This window comes from Stenotrophomonas sp. GD03654 (assembly GCF_029845105.1).
In the GTDB taxonomy this organism is placed as follows: Bacteria; Pseudomonadota; Gammaproteobacteria; order Xanthomonadales; family Xanthomonadaceae; genus Stenotrophomonas; species Stenotrophomonas africana.
The window spans coordinates 18,744-38,196 of the sequence record NZ_JAOCLC010000017.1; the positions used below are offsets into that span (position 1 = coordinate 18,744).

At 67.3% G+C, this 19,453-nt stretch carries 18 protein-coding genes; 4 read left to right on the forward strand and 14 right to left on the reverse strand.

From position 1 onward, the window contains the following. Window positions 1–8: 8 nt before the first annotated feature. The 10 genes from N5J73_RS08790 to prmB all read right to left on the reverse strand — a co-directional run bounded on the left by N5J73_RS08790 (window position 9) and on the right by prmB (window position 11,074). Window positions 9–2,027 carry a hypothetical protein gene (locus N5J73_RS08790; protein ID WP_049447694.1) on the reverse strand — a complete coding sequence of 673 codons (2,019 nt, stop codon included), beginning with the start codon at window positions 2,025–2,027 and terminating at the stop codon, window positions 9–11. Beyond that, the gene (locus tag N5J73_RS08795; RefSeq protein WP_049447695.1) at window positions 2,027–2,701 is read right to left on the reverse strand and encodes an OB-fold-containig protein; all 675 of its coding nucleotides are present in this window, start codon (window positions 2,699–2,701) and stop codon (window positions 2,027–2,029) included. Before N5J73_RS08795 ends, N5J73_RS08790 begins: the two co-directional genes overlap by 1 nt. A gap of 169 nt (window positions 2,702–2,870) precedes the next feature. Then, window positions 2,871–3,527, reverse strand: a complete 657-nt coding sequence (locus N5J73_RS08800) for a phosphoribosylanthranilate isomerase (protein ID WP_049447696.1) — start codon at window positions 3,525–3,527, stop codon at window positions 2,871–2,873. Then, window positions 3,524–4,294: a tRNA pseudouridine(38-40) synthase TruA gene (truA, locus tag N5J73_RS08805; protein WP_049447697.1), complete on the reverse strand. Its 771-nt coding sequence runs from the start codon at window positions 4,292–4,294 to the stop codon at window positions 3,524–3,526. Before truA ends, N5J73_RS08800 begins: the two co-directional genes overlap by 4 nt. A 32-nt stretch (window positions 4,295–4,326) precedes the next feature. Further along, window positions 4,327–4,689 (reverse strand): VOC family protein, encoded by a 363-nt coding sequence (locus N5J73_RS08810; protein WP_049447731.1) that lies wholly within the window; start codon window positions 4,687–4,689, stop codon window positions 4,327–4,329. Between the two features lie 26 nt (window positions 4,690–4,715). Next, window positions 4,716–6,761 (reverse strand): FimV/HubP family polar landmark protein, encoded by a 2,046-nt coding sequence (locus tag N5J73_RS08815; protein ID WP_164078670.1) that lies wholly within the window; start codon window positions 6,759–6,761, stop codon window positions 4,716–4,718. A gap of 130 nt (window positions 6,762–6,891) precedes the next feature. Continuing rightward, window positions 6,892–7,920: an aspartate-semialdehyde dehydrogenase gene (locus tag N5J73_RS08820; protein ID WP_049445577.1), complete on the reverse strand. Its 1,029-nt coding sequence runs from the start codon at window positions 7,918–7,920 to the stop codon at window positions 6,892–6,894. Between the two features lie 94 nt (window positions 7,921–8,014). Beyond that, window positions 8,015–9,052, reverse strand: coding sequence for a D-glycerate dehydrogenase (locus N5J73_RS08825; RefSeq protein ID WP_049447699.1), 1,038 nt, complete (start codon window positions 9,050–9,052; stop codon window positions 8,015–8,017). Beyond that, window positions 9,045–10,148 carry a chorismate synthase gene (aroC, locus tag N5J73_RS08830; RefSeq protein ID WP_049447700.1) on the reverse strand — a complete coding sequence of 368 codons (1,104 nt, stop codon included), beginning with the start codon at window positions 10,146–10,148 and terminating at the stop codon, window positions 9,045–9,047. Before aroC ends, N5J73_RS08825 begins: the two co-directional genes overlap by 8 nt. Further along, window positions 10,145–11,074, reverse strand: coding sequence for a 50S ribosomal protein L3 N(5)-glutamine methyltransferase (prmB, locus tag N5J73_RS08835; RefSeq protein WP_005410487.1), 930 nt, complete (start codon window positions 11,072–11,074; stop codon window positions 10,145–10,147). The genes aroC and prmB overlap by 4 nt, the downstream gene beginning before the upstream one ends. A 122-nt stretch (window positions 11,075–11,196) precedes the next feature. On the opposite strand from prmB, the gene N5J73_RS08840 reads away from it, so the two are divergent. Together N5J73_RS08840 and asd are read left to right on the forward strand one after the other, a co-directional pair. Then, window positions 11,197–11,847, forward strand: coding sequence for an SCO family protein (locus tag N5J73_RS08840; protein ID WP_049447701.1), 651 nt, complete (start codon window positions 11,197–11,199; stop codon window positions 11,845–11,847). Next, window positions 11,844–12,686, forward strand: coding sequence for an archaetidylserine decarboxylase (asd, locus tag N5J73_RS08845; RefSeq protein WP_049447702.1), 843 nt, complete (start codon window positions 11,844–11,846; stop codon window positions 12,684–12,686). Before N5J73_RS08840 ends, asd begins: the two co-directional genes overlap by 4 nt. Before the next feature lie 107 nt (window positions 12,687–12,793). Here the strand turns inward: asd and N5J73_RS08850 are convergent, their stop codons facing one another. Further along, window positions 12,794–13,141 carry a ribonuclease E inhibitor RraB gene (locus N5J73_RS08850; protein ID WP_049447703.1) on the reverse strand — a complete coding sequence of 116 codons (348 nt, stop codon included), beginning with the start codon at window positions 13,139–13,141 and terminating at the stop codon, window positions 12,794–12,796. Between the two features lie 24 nt (window positions 13,142–13,165). Further along, entirely contained in the window at window positions 13,166–14,776 is a 1,611-nt protein-coding gene (locus N5J73_RS08855) for a transglycosylase SLT domain-containing protein (protein WP_099588646.1), read from the reverse strand. Between the two features lie 122 nt (window positions 14,777–14,898). On the opposite strand from N5J73_RS08855, the gene N5J73_RS08860 reads away from it, so the two are divergent. Both N5J73_RS08860 and greB read left to right on the forward strand, forming a co-directional pair. Then, complete coding sequence (locus N5J73_RS08860) at window positions 14,899–16,404, forward strand: helicase HerA-like domain-containing protein (protein WP_049447705.1); 1,506 nt, start codon at window positions 14,899–14,901, stop codon at window positions 16,402–16,404. Between the two features lie 127 nt (window positions 16,405–16,531). Next, on the forward strand, window positions 16,532–17,038 hold the full coding sequence (gene greB, locus N5J73_RS08865; protein WP_049447706.1) for a transcription elongation factor GreB: 507 nt from the start codon (window positions 16,532–16,534) through the stop codon (window positions 17,036–17,038). Between the two features lie 157 nt (window positions 17,039–17,195). Here greB and N5J73_RS08870 read toward each other — a convergent pair whose 3' ends face one another. After that, window positions 17,196–18,032 (reverse strand): DUF3025 domain-containing protein, encoded by an 837-nt coding sequence (locus tag N5J73_RS08870; RefSeq protein ID WP_049447707.1) that lies wholly within the window; start codon window positions 18,030–18,032, stop codon window positions 17,196–17,198. After that, window positions 18,029–19,390: a 30S ribosomal protein S12 methylthiotransferase RimO gene (rimO, locus tag N5J73_RS08875; RefSeq protein WP_049447709.1), complete on the reverse strand. Its 1,362-nt coding sequence runs from the start codon at window positions 19,388–19,390 to the stop codon at window positions 18,029–18,031. The genes N5J73_RS08870 and rimO overlap by 4 nt, the downstream gene beginning before the upstream one ends. Window positions 19,391–19,453: the final 63 nt, after the last annotated feature.

Below are 19,453 nucleotides of genomic sequence, written 5' to 3' on the forward strand. Positions count from 1 at the left end.
CCGATGCATCAACGGGCGCTGTCGACCACGGTGGCCGACACGGTCGGCACCGCTTCGGCATCCTCGGTGATCTGGCGGGGTGCCGGTTCGGCCACGGCCACGCCCAGGTAGCGCTGCATCAGCTCCTGCACGATCGGGCTCTTGCCGGCGAAGCCTTCGATCGACTTGCCCAGCGAGACGGCCTTGACCAGGTTCTCGAACATGCCGCCGTCGCCGCCGACCAGATCGATGTCGGCATTGCGCAACGCGCTGGCGATGACATTGGCGTTCTCGCGCGAGACTTCCTTGCCGGCTTCGATCGAGGCCAAGGCCTGCTTCAGGCTGTTGTCCAGCATCATGCGGAACTCTTCGTGGCCGCGTGCCTGGTCGCTCAACGAAGCGATGGCCTCGAACTTGCGGACCAGGCCTTCGGCCTCGGCCAGCAGCTTCTTCTGCACCACACCGGCTTCGGCGTTGCCCAGCGATTCGGTGGCGGTGGCACGGGCCAGGCCCATCTTCTCCTCGCCCTGTGCCTGTGCCTGCAGCGTCTCGGCCAGCACGCGGGCTTCGTTGCTGCCCTGCTTCAGGCTGGCTTCGGCCTTGGCTTCGATCACGCGCGCTTCGGCGATGCCGACCTTCTCGATGGCCAGCGCGGAGGCTTCACGCACCTGCGCTTCGGCCAGGCCTGGGGCCGCCTGTTCGGCACGGTAGGCGTCGGCCAGCAGGCGCTTGGCTTCGGCCTGCTTGCCAGCCGCTTCATGCTCGGCCTGGGCCAGCGTGGTCAGTTCAACCGCGCGATGCTTGGAGGCGGTCTCGCGTGCCTGCGCTTCCTTCACTTCGCGCACCAGCGACTCCTGCGCCTTGGCTTCGGCTTCCAGGATCAGCACCTGCTTCTGGCGATCGGCTTCGGAGACCTCACGCACTTCCTTGATGCGCTCTTCTTCCTGGGCCACGGTCTTGTCGATGGAGATGCGTTCGCGGGTGATGTTGGCCACGTCCATCTTGCCCTGCTCGACCACCTTGTCGCGCTCCACGCCCTGCAGCTGCACTTCGCGGTCGGTGGTGACCTGCTCCAGCTGGCGTGCGCGCTCGACGCGCTCGGCCTCGATGGCCACGGCACGCTGGCGGTTCTGCTCGGCCACTTCCACTTCGCGCAGGCGGTTCTGGTCGCGGATCTCGATCAGCTGCTGCGCTTCGATGCGGGCATTCTCGGACAGCTGGCGCTGTTCTTCCTGCACCTTGGCGGTCTCGGCCTCCTCGCGCGCGCGGATGGTCTCGATCTCGCGCTTCTGGCGGGCTTCGGCTTCGGCCTGCTGGCGCTCCAGCGCCAGCAGCGCTTCACGCGCTTCCACGTTCTTCTTGGTGATGGCGAGCTTTTCGTTCTGCTCCAGCTCGTTGGTCACCACGTTCTGCGCGGCGGTCAGCTCGGTAATCTTGCGGATACCCTGCGCGTCGAGGATGTTGAACTGGTCCAGCAACGACTTCGGAGTCTGTTCCAGGTAGTCGATCGCCACGTCTTCCAGCACGTAGCCGTTGAGATCGTTGCCGATCACCGCGATGATCTCGTCGCGGAATTCCTGGCGCTTCTCGAACAGTTCGGTGAAGTCGAACTTCTTGCCGACGGTCTTCAGCGCTTCGGAGAACTTGGCGTTGAACAGCTCATCGACGGCATGCTTGTCCGACGCACGGTCGGCACCGATGGCCTTGGCCACGCGCAGCACGTCGGCCTGGGTCTCATTGACCCGCAGGTAGAAGGCCACGGCGATGTCGGCACGCATGTTGTCGCGGCAGATCAGGCCTTCCTTGCCGCGGCGGTCGATCTGCAGGGTGATCAGGCTGATCCGCATCAGTTCGGCGCGGTACAGCACCGGGATGATCAGCGCACCGGTGAAATGCACCTTGGGCGTGGAGCTCATGTCGTTGACGATCAGGGCCACACCCTGATCGACCTTGCGGTAGAAGGCCTTGAACAGGCCGGCCAGGCCGAGCAGACCGACCAGCAGGACCACCACGCCGATCAGGAAGGGAGCCATGGTTGCCAATGTCATCAGTGATTCTCCTTGTTGCCCGGAAGCAGGTTGTCCTGGAAATCGAGGGCGACCGCATCAGCGCGGACCACCCGGTAATAGTGTTGTTCGGCCACGTGCTCCACCAGCACGATGCGCTCGCCACGCTGCAGTTCGATGTCGCTGCGCACCTGCAGCACCAGCCCGGCACCACCGTCGTCGAAAGTGGCGTGACCGCTGCGCGCATCCACCCTGGGCGAGGCGACCACGCCGGTCCGCCCCAGCAGCGAGGCCTGCGCCACCGGCCGCAGGCGCAGCAGGAACCGGCGGATGGGCCGCAGCAGCAGCGCGGTGACCGGCACCGCCGGCAACGGCGCCAGCACGGCCACGACCGCGCCGATCGACCAGCGCAGCAGGTCAGGCAGCGGCAGGAGCACGAACAAATGGATGAAATAGGTGACGATCCAGGCGAAGAAGCCCAGCAGCGTCACCACCAGCATGAGCGGCACCCCGCCCAGGCCCCAGCGCGCCAGCAGCGCGGACAGGCCCTGCAGGTCGTGGTGATCGCCATGCAGCGCACCATCGGCGCCGGCATCGCCGAACCCGTCATCGACCAGGCCGAACGCCGCCAGCGTCCAATACAGCACCGCCACCGCCAACACGATGCTGTACGGCAGGGTCGGGAAACCGAACACGACGGTGAGGAATTCCTGCATCGCTTTGCCTTCCTGGGCTGTGGGCGGTGCTCGCCCGGTCGGGACGCGCAGAGCGCGCCCCGTCGATCCCCGCGCCGGCCCTCATGGCAGGCGCGCTTGGCTCCATCCTATGTGAAGAATGCGTGCAGGCTCAAATCCGGGCGCTGATCAGGACAAAGAGCGACGCGAATCACTCGAGAACCGCGCAGTCCGCCCGGCGCACTTCCTCGACGAACGTGCGCATCTTGTACCCGTCCTTGATGCCCGGCTCCAGCTCGATGCCACTGGAGACGTCCACGCCCCACGGCAGCGTCGCCAGGACGGCGTCATAGACGTTTTCCGGGTTCAGGCCACCGGCCAGCAGGAACGGCCGGTGCAACCCGGTCGGAATACGGCCCCAGTCAAACGCTACGCCGGTACCGCCACCACCACCCGGTGCGTGGCTGTCGAACAGGAAGCCGGCGGCGCTGGGATAGCGCAGCTGCAGGGTGCGGGCGTTGACCTCTTCACGCCCGCCCATGGCAATCGCCTTCAGGTAGGGCATGTTGAAGCTGCGGCAGAAGCTCTCGTCTTCCTCGCCATGGAACTGCAACAGGGTCGGACGCACCGTGCGCAGCACCTCGCGCACCTCTTCCTTGCTGTTGTTGCGGAACAGCGCCACCACGTCGACCATCGGCGCGATCGCCTGGCGCATTGCGCGGGCCTCGGCCGGCGCAACCCGGCGGCTGCTCTCGCGGGCAAAGATGAAACCCACCGCGTCCACGCCCAGTTCACCGGCCAGGCGGACATCGCCGGCACGGGTCATGCCACAGAACTTGATGCGTGTACGGTAGTAGGAGCGGCTCATAGCGTGACCTCGGCGGGCAGATGCCAGTTGTCGGGGTACAGGGGCCCAAGGAACACCAGGCCCTGCGGCGGTGCGGTGGGGCCAGCTACGGTGCGATCACGCCCGGCCAGCAGTTCGGCGATCCATTCCACCGGCTTTTCGCCGCTGCCCACCAGGATCAACGATCCGACGATATTGCGGACCATGTGATGAAGGAATGCATTGCCCTGCACAGCAACCTCGATCACCTCGCCCTGGCGGCTGACCTGCAGTGACTGCAGTTCACGCCGGGCGTGCAGCGCCTGGCACTGTACCGAACGGAAGGCACTGAAGTCGTTCTCGCCGAGCAGAGCCTGGCCGGCGGCATGCATCAGGGTCTCGTCCAGCGCCCGGCGCTCCCAGCTGAGGGTCTGCCGCTCCAGCGCCGGCCGCACTTCGCGGTTGAGCAGACGGTAGCGGTAACGGCGCGCACGCGCCGAGAAGCGGGCATGGAAATCATCGGCCACCGGCACGCACCAGCGCACCGCGATCGAGCGCGGCAGGCGGGTGGTGGTGCCCAGCATCCAGGCACGCGGATCGCGCACCACGTCGGTGTCGAAATGGACAACCTGGCATTGGCCATGCACACCGGCATCGGTGCGACCGGCGCAGACCACCTGCAGCGGCACATCGGCCACCGACGACAGGGCCTGCTCGAGGCTGGCCTGCACGCTGGGACCACCCTCGCCCAGGTTCTGCCAGCCCCTGAAATCGCTGCCGTCGTACTCGACGCCAAGCGCATAACGCATGTGCTACCTCGATGTTGCGGATGGAGCGGCGCTCAGGCCGGATCGCGTTCGGACCAGACCGCCAGTTCGTTGCCACCGGGCTCGACGAACTGGAAGCGGCTGCCGCCGGGGAAGGAGAACACCGCGCGCACGATCTCGCCGCCGGCGTCACGCACCGCCGCCTCGACCGGTGCCAGCTCGTCGGCATACAGCACCAGCAGCGGCGCACCGCTGTCGCTGGCCCGCTGGGGCTGGCCACGGAAGAAGCCGCCCTGCAGGCGGCCATCGTCGAAGGCGGTGTAGTCGCTGCCATAGTCGACGAACGACCAGCCGAACACCTTCTCGAAGAAGGCACGGCTGGCGGCGGGGTCGTTGGACGCGAACTCAACGTAATCGATGCGGCGTTCGCGGTTCATGGCACGGTCCTTGTCAGCAGGTTCGATCACGGCAGGCGGGCCAGCAGTTCGCGCGCCTGTGCCTGGCTGTGCAGATCGCCGTCTTCTGCGACTTCCAGCAGCAGGGTACGCGCAGTCTGTGCGTCGCCCAGGTCAAGATAGGCGATGGCCAGCTCCAGGCGCTCCTGGCCGGCACGTGGCGACCAGCCCGCGTCGCCGGCAGGCGCGACCGCGCTCGACGCGATGTCGTCGGAATGAGAGGCCTCGACGCTGCCATGGTCGATGCCGTCGATGGCTTCGGGACGTATGGCATCCGCCGGAGCCTCGTTCTCATGCGCGTCGGCCGGCAGATCGAACACGCCGCGGAACTGCGGCTGCTGTTCGGCATGCAGCGCATAGTCCGGCACGCCTGTTTCGATCGGGGTTTCCGATGCGACCAGCTCGTCGTGCACCGGCTCGACGACACCCGCGCTGCTGGTGGTTACGGGTTCGTCCCAGCGCGGCAGATCGGTCACCGCCTCGGGCAATGCGACCATCTCGTCGTCGCGCAGCGTACCGGCCTGCCAGTCGGCCGACACCACGGGATCGCCCACTGTTTCGGCCGGTGCCTCGGGCTCACTCGCCCAGGCCGGCATCGCCGGTTCCTGGCGGCCACCATCGGCTACCGCCGACGACCACGAAGACCGCTCGGCCAGCGTATCCAGCGCCGCGCCCGCCGGCACCGCAGCGGCCAGGCCGGCGGCATCGTCTTCCTCACGCAGCGGCGGCAGCGGCGACGGCTTGCGACGACGCAGCAGCCAGGCCGCTCCGGCCGCAAGCAGCAGCACCGGCAGCCCCAGCCAGTACCACGGTGTTGCGGCATCCCGGGCATCCGGCGCCTGCGCCAGGCGCTGCTGCGCGGCGGCCAGGTCGTTGTCCTTCATCGCGATCAGCGACTGCTGCTGCTCCTTGAGTTTTTCCAGGTCGGCCACGCGCTGCTTCAGCTCGCCGATCTCGGCATCGCGGGTGGCGATGTCCTCACGCGCCTGGCGCAGTTGTTCGTTGCCCAGCATGTCACCCTCGCTGCCGGCAGCGGTGCCGGTGGTTGTGCCCGCGTGCACGGCGTCGGACGCCAGCGCCGGAGCGATTTCAAGTCGTGCCCCATTGGCCGCAGCCGGGGAAGAAGCGTTCGTGGCTGCCGCCTTGGCGACCGGGGCGACGGCACCCGCCGGTTGCGGCACGGTACGCGCCTGCCGCCATTGCGCGGCGTGCTCGCGCACGAGCGTCGCCGCTTCGGCAGCGTCGACCGCAGCAAGCGCGTCGCTGCCCGGCATGCGCAGCACCGCCCCCTGCTTGAGCAGGTTGACGTTGCCACGGATGAAGGCTTCGGGATTGGCACGCAGCAGGGCGATCATCGCGCGGTCGCGACTGACCTGGTTGCCACGTGCCACCGCACTGGCGATCTGCGACAGGGTCTGCCCGCGCTGCACGGTGATGCTGCCATCGGCCGCCGGTGCAGCAACCGGCGCGGAGGCCGCACGCGGGCGTGCCGGTGCTGGCGCCACCGCAGGGGGCGGCGTAGTGGGCGTCGCTGCTGCCGGCGCCGTTGCCGAAGCCGGTGCAGGTTCGCGCATGATGGTATTGGAGAGCGTGCCGGCCGGTGCGACGATCTCCGGCTCGGCCACGGCCAACGCACTGGGCGGCGCATCGACCAACGCCGAGTACTCGCGCACCAGGCGGCCCTGGCCCCAGTCGGCTTCGATCAGGAAGCTCAGTGACGGCGTCTCCACCGGCGCCTGCGAGGTGACGCGCACCACCGCCCTGCCCTGCGTGTCGCGGGTCAGCTCGAACTGCAGCTCACTGACCAGTCCGGTGGGCCGCTGCAGGCCGACACGTTCGAAGGTGACCGGTGAGGCCAGCGCCACGCGCAGGTTTTCCAGCTCGGACGGGTCCGCCGAGACCACCGGGATTTCGGCCAGCAGGGGCTGGCCCGGCTTGGACAGGACACGGATGTCGCCCAACCCCAGGGCGAGCGCCGAACTGCTGGCCAAGGCGAGCAGGGCGGCGGACAGATAGCTGAGCGGGCGCTTTGCGCCCTTGGCCCGTTTATTCATGGGCGACACTATAAAGCGTGCGGACCGGAGTCCGCACCCATGAAGAGCCGAGCCCATGCTCGGCTGCATGGCCTGAGCCGAGCGTGGGCTCGGCTCTACAGAAAAGGCCGGGCATTGCCCGGCCTCTCCATCAACGCTGTTCGGCGGCGACCAGCTCGGCCAGCTGCACGGCATTCAACGCCGCGCCCTTGCGCACGTTGTCCGACACGATCCACAGGTTCAGGCCGCGCGGGTGCGACAGGTCCTCGCGGATGCGGCCGACGTACACCGCGTCGGTGCCCGAGGCATGGGTGACCGGGGTCGGGTAACCACCGGCCTCGTGGCGATCCACCACTTCGATGCCCGGCGACTGCTCCAGCAGCGCGCGCGCTTCGGCCACGGTGACCTTGTCACGGGTCTCGATCGCAACCGACTCGGAGTGGCCGTAGAACACCGGCACACGCACCGCGGTCGGGTTCACCAGGATGCTGTCGTCGCCGAGGATCTTGCGGGTTTCCCAGATCAGCTTCATCTCTTCCTTGGTGAAGCCGTTGTCCTGGAAGTCGTCGATGTGCGGGATCAGGTTGAAGGCGATCTGCACCGGGAAGCGCTGCGGATCGATTTCCTGGAAGCTCAGCAGCTGGCCGGTCTGCTTGCCCAGTTCCTCGGTAGCCGAACGGCCGCCGCCGGACACCGACTGGTAGGTGGAGACGTTGATGCGCTCGATGCCGTACTTGCGGTGCAGCGGCGCCAACGCCACCAGCATCTGCATGGTCGAGCAGTTCGGGTTGGCGATGATGCCGCGCGGACGGTTGGCGACCTGCTCCGGGTTGACCTCGGACACCACCAGCGGCACGTCATCGTCGTAACGGAAGGCCGAGGAGTTGTCGATCACCACCGCGCCCGCTGCGGCGAACTTCGGTGCGTATTCCTTGGACACGCTGCCGCCAGCCGAGAACAGGGCGATCTCGACACCGGTCGGATCGAAGGTGGCCAGGTCCTGGACCGTGACCTTCTGGCCGTTGAACTCGATCTCGCCGCCGGCCGAACGCTCGGAAGCGAGAACGCTCAGGGTACCGACCGGGAAATCACGCTCGGCCAGGATCGACAACATGGTCTCGCCGACCGCACCGGTGGCACCGACGACGGCGACGTGGAAACTGCGCTGTGCATTGCTCATGGGGGAAACTCTCACGAAAAACGGGAATGGGGAAAAAAACACGCACGACAGCTGGGTTCGGGGAACCTCCTCAAGCGGGGCGCGCGGAGGTTCCCTATCGTTTCCCGGTTTTTTTGCCCAGCGTCACGCGCGCGGCCATCGCCGCGTCAGCGTTGATCGCGCTCGGCATGCACGACGGGCCGCCATCCAGGCCGAGCCCGGCAACCAGATTATCCACGGCCAGCTGTACCATCGCCGTGCGCGTGGCCAGGGAGGCGCTGCCGATATGCGGAGTGAGCACGACGTTGCGCAGTGCCAGCAGTTCGGGGCGCACCTTCGGCTCGCCTTCGTACACATCCAGACCCGCTGCAGCAAGGCGACCCTTGGCCAGCGCATCGGCCAGCGCGATCTCATCAACCAGGCCACCACGGGCGATGTTCACCAGCGTCGCCGACGGCTTCATCTTCGCCAGCGCGGCGGCATCGATCAGGTGGTGCGAGGCCGCGGTATACGGCAGCACCAGCAGCAGGTGATCGGACTGCGCCAGCAGCGTGTCCAGGTCTACGTAACGGGCCCCCACCTCCGCCTCGGTCGCGGCGGGCAGCCGCGAGCGGTTGTGATACAGCACCTTCATGCCAAAACCATGCGCGCCGCGGCGGGCGACGCCCTGGCCGATGCGGCCCATGCCGAGGATGCCCAGCGTGCTGCCGTGGATGTCGGCACCGAGCATGGTCTGGAACGACCACTGCTGCCACTGGCCTTCGCGCAGCCAGCGCTCGGATTCAGTGATGCGGCGCGCGGTGGCCATCAGCAACGCGAAGCCGAGATCGGCGGTGGTTTCGGTCAGGACGTCCGGCGTGTTGCTGGCCAGGATGCCGGCCGCGCTGAGCGCGTCGACATCCAGGTTGTTGTAGCCGACGCCGACATTGGCGATCACCTGCAGCTGCGTGGCATCGGCCACCTGGGCCGCACCGATGCGTTCGTTGAGGGTGATGATCGCGCCGTCGGCGCTGGCCAGCTGTTCGGCGATCTGGTCGGGCGACCAGGCGGTGACGGTGTCGGTGCTGCGCAGCTGCACGCGATCGCGCAGCGGCGCGATGGCCGCGTCGATCAGCGGCTGGCTCACCCACACGGTCGGCCGCGTGTCAGCCATCGATCTGCCCGGGAATGCGCGGGGTGATCGTGCCGACATCGCCGCACTGCGCGCGATGGCGCAGTGCCTGGTCCATCAGCACCATCGCCACCATCGCCTCGGCGATCGGAGTGGCACGGATGCCGACGCAGGGATCATGGCGCCCGGTGGTGACCACCTCGACCACGTTGCCGGCCGTGTCCAGCGACGGACCCGGCAGACGCAGGCTGGAGGTCGGCTTCAACGCAATTGACGCGACCACGGGCTGGCCGGTGGAAATGCCACCGAGGATGCCACCCGCATGGTTGCTGGCGAAGCCCTGCGGGGTCAGCAGGTCGCGATGTTCGGTGCCCTTCTGCGCAGCGCTGGCGAAACCGTCACCGATCTCCACGCCCTTCACCGCATTGATGCTCATCAGCGCGGCGGCCAGGTCACCGTCGAGCTTGCCGTAGATCGGCTCGCCCCAGCCCGGCGGCACGTTGTCGGCCACCACGTCCACGCGCGCACCGACCGAATCACCGGACTTGCGCAGCGCATCCATGTACGCCTCCAGCTCCGGCACCTGTGCGGCGTGCGGCCAGAAGAACGGGTTGTCTTCCACCGCCGACCAGTCGAAACCGGCCGGAGTGATGTCGCCCAGCTGCGACAGGTAGCCACGCACGGTGACGCCGAAGCGCTCGGCCAACCACTTCTTGGCGACCACGCCGGCGGCCACGCGCATGGTGGTTTCGCGCGCCGAGGAACGGCCGCCACCACGCGGGTCGCGGATGCCGTACTTGTGCCAGTAGCTGTAGTCGGCATGACCCGGCCGGAACTGCTGGCCGATGTTGGCGTAGTCCTTGCTGCGCTGGTCGGTGTTGCGGATCAGCAGGGCGATCGGCGTGCCGGTGGTCAGGCCCTCGTACACGCCGGACAGGATCTCGACCTCATCGGCCTCGCGGCGCGCCGAGGTGTGCCTGCTCTTGCCGGTCGCGCGGCGCTGCAGGTCGTGGGCGAATTCGGCCGCGTCCAGTGCCAGCCCCGGGGGGCAGCCATCGATCACGCAGCCGATGGCCGGCCCGTGCGACTCGCCGAACGTGGTGACGGTGAACAGCTTGCCGAACGAATTGGAGCTCACGGGCGCTGCGCCGCCAGTTCGGTGATGCGTGCGCTGTGGGCGATCAGCTCGCGGCATTCGACCGCGAAGATGCCCATCTGGCCGACCTTGAACTCGATCCAGGCGAAGTCGACTTCCGGCAGCAGCTTGATCAGGTGCTGCTCGGATTCGCCCACTTCGCAGATCAGCAGACCGTCTTCGCTCAGGTGCAGCGGGGCGTCGCGCAGGATCTTCAGCACCAGGTCCAGGCCGTCGTCGCCGGCACGCAGGCCCATCTCCGGCTCGTAGGAGTATTCCTGCGGCAGGGCATCGGTCTCGTCGTTGGTGACGTACGGCGGGTTGGTGACGATCAGGTCGTAGTGGCGGCCGGTCAGGCCGTTGAACAGGTCCGACTTGAGCAGCGTGACGTTGTGCGCCTGCAGGCGCTCCTTGTTTTCCTCGGCCAGCGACAGCGCGTCGTCACTCAGGTCGACACCGTCCACTTCCCAGTTCGGGTAGTAGTGGCCCATGGCGATGGCGATGCAGCCCGAACCGGTGCACAGGTCCAGCGCACGACTGACATCGCGGCCGGCCAGCCACGGCTCGAAGCCGCATTCGATCAGTTCGGCGATCGGCGAGCGCGGCACCAGGGCGCGCTTGTCGCTCTTGAAGCTCAGGCCGGCGAACCAGGCCTCACCGGTCAGGTAGGCGGCCGGGATGCGTTCATCGATGCGACGCTGGAACAGCTCCAGCACGCGCAGCTTCTCCGCCTGCAGCAGGCGCGCCTGGCCATAGGCCGGGCCGAGATCGTGCGGCAGGTGCAGGCTGTGCAGCACCAGCTGGGTGGCCTCATCCAGCGCGTTGTCGTAGCTGTGCCCGAAGGTCAGTCCGGCTTCGTTGAAACGGCTGGTGCCGTAGCGGATCAGATCGATGATCGTGTGGAGTTCGGCGGCCGTTTCAGCGGTCATGGCGGTACTGCGGGCAAAGTGGCCCCCGATTATAGGGGCTGGCGCCCGTGGCGGCATCCGTTGCGGCGGAAACGATCGGGCCGCAGCCGGTATGATGGAGCCCATTTCGCGCGGGAGCTCCCATGTTCAATCGCAACGCCGGCATCATCCTGCTGATCGCCCTGGCGGCGGGGCTCGGCCTGCTGGCCGCCCAGCAGGCATTCGCGCCGAAGCCCCCGGCCAACGCCCCGGCCACCGAAGCAATCACGTTGTACCCGCAGCCGCGTGAGCTGCCCGACTTCAACCTGGCACAGTCCGACGGCACCCGGCTGATCCCCGGCGAGCTGAAGGGCCACTGGACCCTGGTGTTCCTGGGCTTCACCTTCTGCCCCGACGTCTGCCCGACCACCCTGGCCGAGCTGGCCGGCGCGCAGAACCAGTGGGAAGCCCTGCCTGACACGCTGCGCCCGCGGGTGCTGTTCATCTCGGTCGACCCCGAACGGGACAGCGCCACGCGGCTGGGCGAGTACGTGCACGGCTTCCACAAGGACACCCTGGCCGCAACCGCCGATGTGCCCTCGCTGGAACGCTTCGCCACCTCGCTGGGCTTCGTGTTCCAGAAGGTGCCGGGCAAGCACTTCGACGAGAATCCCGAGGATTACACCGTCGAGCACTCGGCCAGCCTGGCCGTGCTCGACCCGCAGGGCCGTCTTGCCGGCCTGGTACGCCCCCCGTTCAACGCGCCGGCCATTGCCCGCGACCTGCAGAAGCTGACCGAGAAAACCGCCCCATGAGCCTCACCACCGCCCTGACGTACGCCCTGCCCCATCGCCTGCTGTCCTCGATGGCGCGCTCGCTGGCGTACTCGGACGATCCGCGCGTGTCGCGCTGGCTGATCGACACGGTCACCCGCAAGTTCAACGTCAACCTGGACGAAGCGGCCAACCCGGACCCGCGCAGCTATGCGACCTTCAACCAGTTCTTCACCCGTGCGCTGAAGCCGGGCGCGCGCGTGGCCGATGCCGATCCGCGCAGCCTGGTGATGCCGGCCGACGGCCGCATCAGCCAGCTGGGGAAGATCGAGGCCGGCCGCATCTTCCAGGCCAAGGGGCAGTCGTTCACCGCCGCCGAGCTGCTGGGCAGCGACGAAGACGCCAAGCCGTACAACGACGGCCTGTACGCCACCGTGTACCTGTCCCCGCGCGACTACCACCGCGTGCACATGCCGTGGACCGGCACCCTGCGTGAAACCGTGCACGTGCCGGGCCGCCTGTTCAGCGTTGGTCCTGCGGCCGTCAACGGGGTGCCGCGCCTGTTCGCCCGCAACGAGCGCCTGGTCTGCCACTTCGACACCAGCTTCGGGCCGATGGTCAGCGTGATGGTCGGTGCGCTGCTGGTGTCCGGTGTGGAAACCGTATGGAGCGGCGAAGAAATTCCGCACTATGGCGACCGCATCACCCGCAAGGATTACCGCGGCCAGGGCATCAAGCTGGAGCGCTTCGCCGAGATGGCGCGCTTCAACTACGGCTCGACCGTGATCGTGCTGCTGCCGCCGGGCGTGGCCGAGTTTGCCCCGCAGCTGGGTGCCGAAAGCCCGGTGCAGCTGGGCCAGGCGCTGGCGAAACTGCGCTGAGGTACATGTAGAGCCGAGCCCATGCTCGGCTGCTGGCTGCAACCGGTCATGCATTTCTGTGGGCAAAGGAAGCCGAGCATGGGCTCGGCTCTACAGCCAGAAGCGCGTTACTGCAGGGCCGGTGCAGGGCCGACGTCCATGCCGTCGTAGTCTTCCACACCCTTTTCCGCAGCCAACGCCGCGAACTCCTGGTTGCGACGGTCCAGCGACGCTTCGTCGTGGATCTCCACGCGCTCCACGTGCAGCACATGGAACGGTGCACCGCCCTCTTCCGGCTCCTGTTCGAACAGTTCGACGAAGCTGTAGCCCTGCCCCTGCAGATGATCCGCCAGTGCCTGCAGCGGCTCGGCGCTGGAATGGACGAAGAAGTACCCCCACAGCAACGGGCCGTTGATGTCCCAGTCGGTGTTTTCGCGGAGGTTGGCGAACAGGTTGCGGGTGTCTTCGAGGTCCATGCAGGTTCCAGGGGTCGTGGGGGATTACTTGTCGCAGCCCTGCAGCTTCAGCGTCTGGCCGTGGCGCAGGCTGTAGGCCGGGGCTTTCAGGCCGTTGGCGCGGGCCAGGGTCGGCACGTCGCACTGGAACTTCGCCGCGATGGCACCCAGGGTTTCGCCCTTGCCCACCTTGTGGCTGCGCACCGGTTTCGGCCGGGCGGCCGGTGCCGGGCGCGGCGCCGCCACCGCAGCCACCGGTGCGGTCGGCACGCTGGTGGATGCGGCCGCGTCGGCCACCGGCACCACACCACCCACCGCCACGCTGCCGGTGTAGCTGGCCGCAGTCGGGCGCTTGATCGCCGCATTCAGATCGGCGGTGATCAGGGTGCGGGCCAGGTCGGCGCGCGGGCCACTGACACAGTTGCGCTGGTACAGGCCGGCGATGCGGGTGGTAGCGTTGATCAGCGTACCGGCCGGAATCCAGCCATCGGCTTCATAGCGCGGGTTGAGGTTGCGCAGCGCGCGCATGTAGCCATCTCGCGTACCGTGGCTGCCCAGGCAGATGGTCAGTTCGTAGATGGTGGTGGACTTGGCAAGGCGCAGCGTGGCCGGCTGGGCGCTGATCTTCGGGAACTCCACGCCGTACTGCTGCGGGTGCAGGAAGATCCAGGCCGCGGCGATCACCATCGGCACGTAGTCCTTGGTCTCGCCCGGGAACTGGTTGTAGACGCTGTCGGTCCAGAAGCTCTGCCCAGCACTCTGCTTGAACACGCGCGCGGCACGGCCTTCGCCACCGTTGTAGGCGGCCACCGACATTTCCACGTTGTTGTTCAGTTCGCGCAGGCGCTCGTTGAGGTAGCTGGCGCTGGCTTCAGCGGCACTGCGCGCATCGAAACGGGTATCGAAGCCGGTGCCGTCCGGGCCGAGGCCGAAGCGGCGGCCGGTGGCCGGCATGAACTGCATCAGGCCGGCTGCGCCGGCACGCGAGGAGGCGTGCACGCGACCGTTGGATTCCTTGGCCATGATGCCGAACAGCAGTGCCTCGGGCAGGCCACGCTTCTCCCACTCCGGCCACATCACCGCGCGCAGGTTCTGGTAGTTCTCATAGCTGGTGAGCAGCGCCGGGCGCATGTCGGTCAGCCAGCGGCGAATACCGGCCTGCACGGCCGGGTTGTATTCGACCATGCTGTCGAAGGCGTGCCGCTTGTCGTTGAGCAGCGCGGCGGCGCGGGCGGCTTCGGGCACGTCGGCGGTGAGCGGGCCGATGTGGTCGGGGTCGGCTTCCAGGCGGTCACCGCCCTCGTCGGCGACGTCATCGCTGGCGGCCGCATCGGCGTCGTGCTTGAGCAGGCGCTTGTAGCTGGCCAGCAGGGTGCCCATCTGGCAGCCCTTCTGCTTCACGCAGTCGTTGAGGACATCTTCCATGTCCTCCAGCGCGGCATCGGCCTCGTTGCTGCCCTTGGGGTCGGCGTTGGCGACCAGCAGCAGAGCGTCGCTGTAGCGCTTCTCGGCGGCGGTCATGCGCTGCTGCAGCGCATCCACCTTCACCTTGTCCCGGGCCGAGACCCGCTGTGCATGGGCGTCGGGTGCCAGGGAAACCAGGCCGGCCAGGGCCAGCAGCGGCCAACCGCGGGAAATCAGGACAGGAACGGGCATTGATGGCACTGTGTGCGAAACAGGCAGGCAGAGTAGCGGCGCCGCCAAGGTCCGGGCAAGCCGACCTTCGGACCGTCACCGCCGGCGGTTAACATTGGGCTATTCACCACAAGGGCTGGACCATGGATCCGATTCTGCTCGGCAAAGGCATTACCGACGATATTGCCGTCACCCTGCTGCCGAAACTCGGCAACCGCCACGGCCTGGTGGCCGGCGCCACCGGTACCGGCAAGACCGTGACCCTGATGACGCTGGCCGAGGGCTTTTCGCGACTGGGCGTGCCGGTATTCCTGGCCGATGTGAAGGGCGATGTCTCCGGCCTGGCCGTGCCCGGCACCGGCGCCGAGAACCTGCTCAAGCGCGCCGCCGAGATCGGCGTGGCCGACTACGCGCCGGCCGCCAGCCCGACCCTTTTCTGGGACCTGTACGGCAAGCTGGGTCACCCGGTGCGCACCACGGTCAGCGAGATGGGCCCGACCCTGCTGGCGCGCATCCTCGAGTTGAACGACACCCAGTCCGGCGTGCTAGACATCGTGTTCAAGCTGGCCGACGACCGTGGCCTGCTGCTGCTGGACATGGACGACCTGCGCGCCCTGCTTGGCCTGGTGGCCGAGGAGCGCAAGGACATCTCCACCGAATACGGCCTGGTCAGCGCGCAGTCCATCGCTGCGATCCAGCGTTCGGTGCTGCGCCTGGCGCAGGATGGCGGCGAGAACTTCTTCGGTGAGCCGGCCCTGGAACTGGCCGACATCATGCGGGTCAATCACGACGGCCGCGGCGTGATCGGCATCCTCGCCGCCGACCAGCTGGTGCTCAAGCCCAAGCTGTATTCGACCTTCCTGCTGTGGCTGCTGTCGGAGTTGTTCGAGCAGCTGCCGGAAGTGGGCGACCTGGACAAGCCGAAGCTGGTCTTCATCTTCGACGAGGCCCACCTGCTGTTCGACGACGCACCGGCCTCGCTGGTGCAGCGCATCGAGCAGGTGGTGCGCCTGATCCGCTCCAAGGGCGTGGGCGTGTACTTCTGCTCGCAGTTCCCTGATGACGTGCCGGGCAACATCCTCGGCCAGCTGGGCAACCGCGTGCAGCATGCGCTGCGTGCATTCACCCCGCGCGACCAGAAGGCAGTGAAGACCGCGGCTGAAACCTTCGTGCCGAACCCGAAGCTGGACGTGGCCAAGGTACTGAGCCAGCTCGGCACCGGCGAAGCGCTGGTCTCTACGCTGCAGGACAAGGGCGTGCCGATGCCGGTGCAGCAGACGATGATTGCACCGCCGCGCTGCCGGATGGGGCCGATCACCGAGGCCGAGCGTGCCCAGGTGCGTGCCGGCAGCCCGGTCGGCAGCCGCTACGACACCGCGATCAACCGCGAATCGGCCGCCGAACTGCTGGCCCAGCGTGCGCAGAAGACCGTCGAACAGGCGCAGGCGCCGGCCGCGCGCAGCCGTGAGCAGGACGAAGCGCAGGAAGGCGGTTTCGGCCAGGCGATCAAGGATGCGATTTTCGGCACCAAGCGCCGCCAGGGCATGATCGAAACCATGGCCAAGCAGACCACGCGTACCGTTGGCACCAAGCTGGGCAACCAGATCGTGCGCGGCCTGCTGGGCGGCATCTTCGGCGGCAAGCGCTGACCTGCCGCTACTGGGATCGGAGCCCTTTCCGCTGGAAAGGGATCTGGCCCCGCGGTCGGATCCCACCCGCCAGGGCGGGCTCCGCCCCCGCTACCCCGTTTGTCATCCAGAAAAGAAGTCGCACCACATGTCGCGTTGGCGTCCCCCTGCAGAAAAGAGTACCGCCCTGATCACCGCCTCCGGCCACGCCCGGTTGAAGGCCGAACTGGATGACCTGTGGCGTGTGCGGCGCCCCGAGGTGGTGAAGGCACTGGCCGCAGCCGCCGCAGAAGGCGACCGTTCGGAAAACGCCGAGTACACCTATCGAAAGAAGCAGCTGGGCGAGATCGACCGCCGCGTGCGCTATCTGACCAAGCGGCTGGAATCGCTGCGCGTGGTCGACACCACGCCGACCGATCCGCAGGCGGTGTTCTTCGGCGCGTGGGTGGAACTGGAGAACGTGGACAGTGGCGACACCAGCCGCTATCGCATTGTCGGCCCGGATGAGACCGACGCAGGCCTGGGCTGGATCAGCATCGATTCGCCGCTGGCGCGTGCGCTGCTGAAGAAGCGGCTGGATGATGAATTCTCGGTGGAACTGCCCGGCGGCCAGTTCACCTTTGCGGTAATCGGGGTGGAATACGAGCCGTTGTAGAGTCGACTGTCAGTCGACTACCGCGCGAAGCGCGGCACAAACCTCCGCAGCCGGACGGCAAACGCACCGCGATCCTCGTCGCGGTTGATGACTCGCCGAAGCCATCTGTCAGGCGTTCACAGCCTCGGAACGAAGAGCAGTCGACTGACAGTCGACTCTACATAGCGCCGTGCAACGGCGGCGGATACTGGCGGCCGGCGCGCAACGGGCGGAAGTACTCGGCATCGGCATAGAAGGCGGCGTCCTGTCCCTGGTGCCAGCCCGGGATTCCGGCCAACGGCAGCGGACGCAGCTGCAAGGGATCGGTCACTGCTCTGCCCTCGGCAATGGCCGCGGCGACTGCATCAACGCAGGCACCATCGACTTCGCCGTGCACTACCACACATTTGCCCACCAGCAGACGCCCCGGCAGCAGCGCCTGCTCCATCAGCGCATGGCCGAATACCGCAGCGATGGCGATGTCGCCGCTCAGCCAGTATCTCGATTCGAACAGTGCACGCCAGTCGTGCGCATCCCAGGCGGCCAGCAGCGTGTGATGGCGCACGCGCACGATCACGCCGGTCTCGTCGAACTGGGTCAGTGCCGCCTGTGCGCGATTGCGCTGGCCCGGCGGCATGGATGCGATATGCCTGCACTGCTGCACGTTGAGCGCCTGCTTGAGCTGCGGGTAACGGGCCCACACCAGTGCGTTGAACAGGTCATGCCAGTTGTCGGCGCGGGTGGCGATGCGCCCCTGTGCGATGCGGACTTCGTAGTGCAGGCCGTCCGTCAGCAGCGTGGCATCCTGCTCGACCAGATGCTTGCCGGGCAGCGCGAGGCGTGTCTCGAGCGCTGCAATGGACGGCCACTCCGGGCTGGCCAGCAGGTCACGAACGTCGCGCAATCCGGCAAACACCGGGTGCGCGAACACCTGCGGATCGACCGCCGCACGCGGCGGCGGCACGAAGCGGCGGACGCCGCTGCCGTCACCGGCGGCGGTCGTCGCTGCGGTCACAGCATCTTGAGATCGAATGCCGGGCGGGTGGCGGCCGGCAGCGCGTCACCGTACAGGTCGTGCTCGTCGCTCTCGGTGATTTCCACATCCACGAATTCGCCCACGCGCAGTGGCACCTGGTCGGCATTCTGGATGTGCACCAAGCCGTCGATCTCCGGGGCATCGGCCTTGGAGCGGGCCACGGCGATATCGCCTTCGATGGCGTCGACCAGGCACTGCTGCACGGTGCCGATCTTGGCCTCCAGGCGCGCGGCTGAGATCTGCGCCTGCTTCTCCATGAAGCGGGCCAGACGTTCCTGTTTCACCTCTTCCGGCACCGCATCGGGCAGATCGTTGGCGGTGGCACCTTCAACCGGTGAATAGGCGAACGCGCCCACGCGGTCCAGCTGCGCTTCGTCAAGGAACGACAGCAGCTCTTCGAACTCGGATTCGGTCTCGCCCGGGAAGCCGACGATGAAGGTCGAGCGCACGGTGATGTCCGGCGCGATGCGGCGCCAGTTCTGCACGCGCTCCAGGGTCTTCTCGACCGCACCGGGGCGCTTCATCAGCCGCAGGATGCGCGGGCTGGCGTGCTGGAACGGGATGTCCAGGTACGGCAGGATGCGGTTCTCGGCCATCAGCGGCACCACTTCGTCCACGTGCGGGTACGGGTAGACGTAGTGCATGCGCACCCACGCATCCAGCTCGGACAGGCCTTCGCACAGCGCCTTCAGGCGGGTCTGGTAGGCCTTGTTGCGCCACATCTTTTCGGCGTACTTCACGTCCACGCCGTAGGCCGAGGTGTCCTGCGAAACCACCAGCAGCTCGCGCACGCCACCGCGTACCAGGCGTTCGGCTTCGCGCAGCACCTCATCCACCGGGCGCGAGACCAGCTTGCCTCGCATCGACGGAATGATGCAGAAGCTGCACTTGTGGTTGCAGCCTTCGGAAATCTTCAGGTAAGCGTAATGGCGCGGAGTCAGCTTGATACCGTAGTCGGGCACCAGGTCCACGAACGGATCGTGCTTGGGCGGCAATGCTTCATGCACCGCTTCCATCACGCTCTGGTAGTCCTGCGGGCCGGACACCGCCAGCACGTTGGGGTACGCCTCGCGGATCTGCTCAGGGCGCTTGCCCAGGCAGCCGGTGACGATGACCTTGCCGTTCTGGTTCATCGCCTCGCCGATCGCGTCCAGCGACTCGGTCACCGCCGAATCGATGAAGCCACAGGTGTTGACCACCACCACATCGGCCGAATCGTAGGACGGGACGATGTCGTAGCCTTCCGAGCGGAGCTGGGTAAGGATGCGTTCGGAATCGACAAGGGCCTTCGGGCAGCCAAGGCTGACGAAGCCGACTTTGGGGTTCAGCTGGGACATGGAATCGCGGGACTCTGGGGGCCTGGGCCCCTGCCGGCGTGGCAGGGGTTCCTGGGGGCCGGG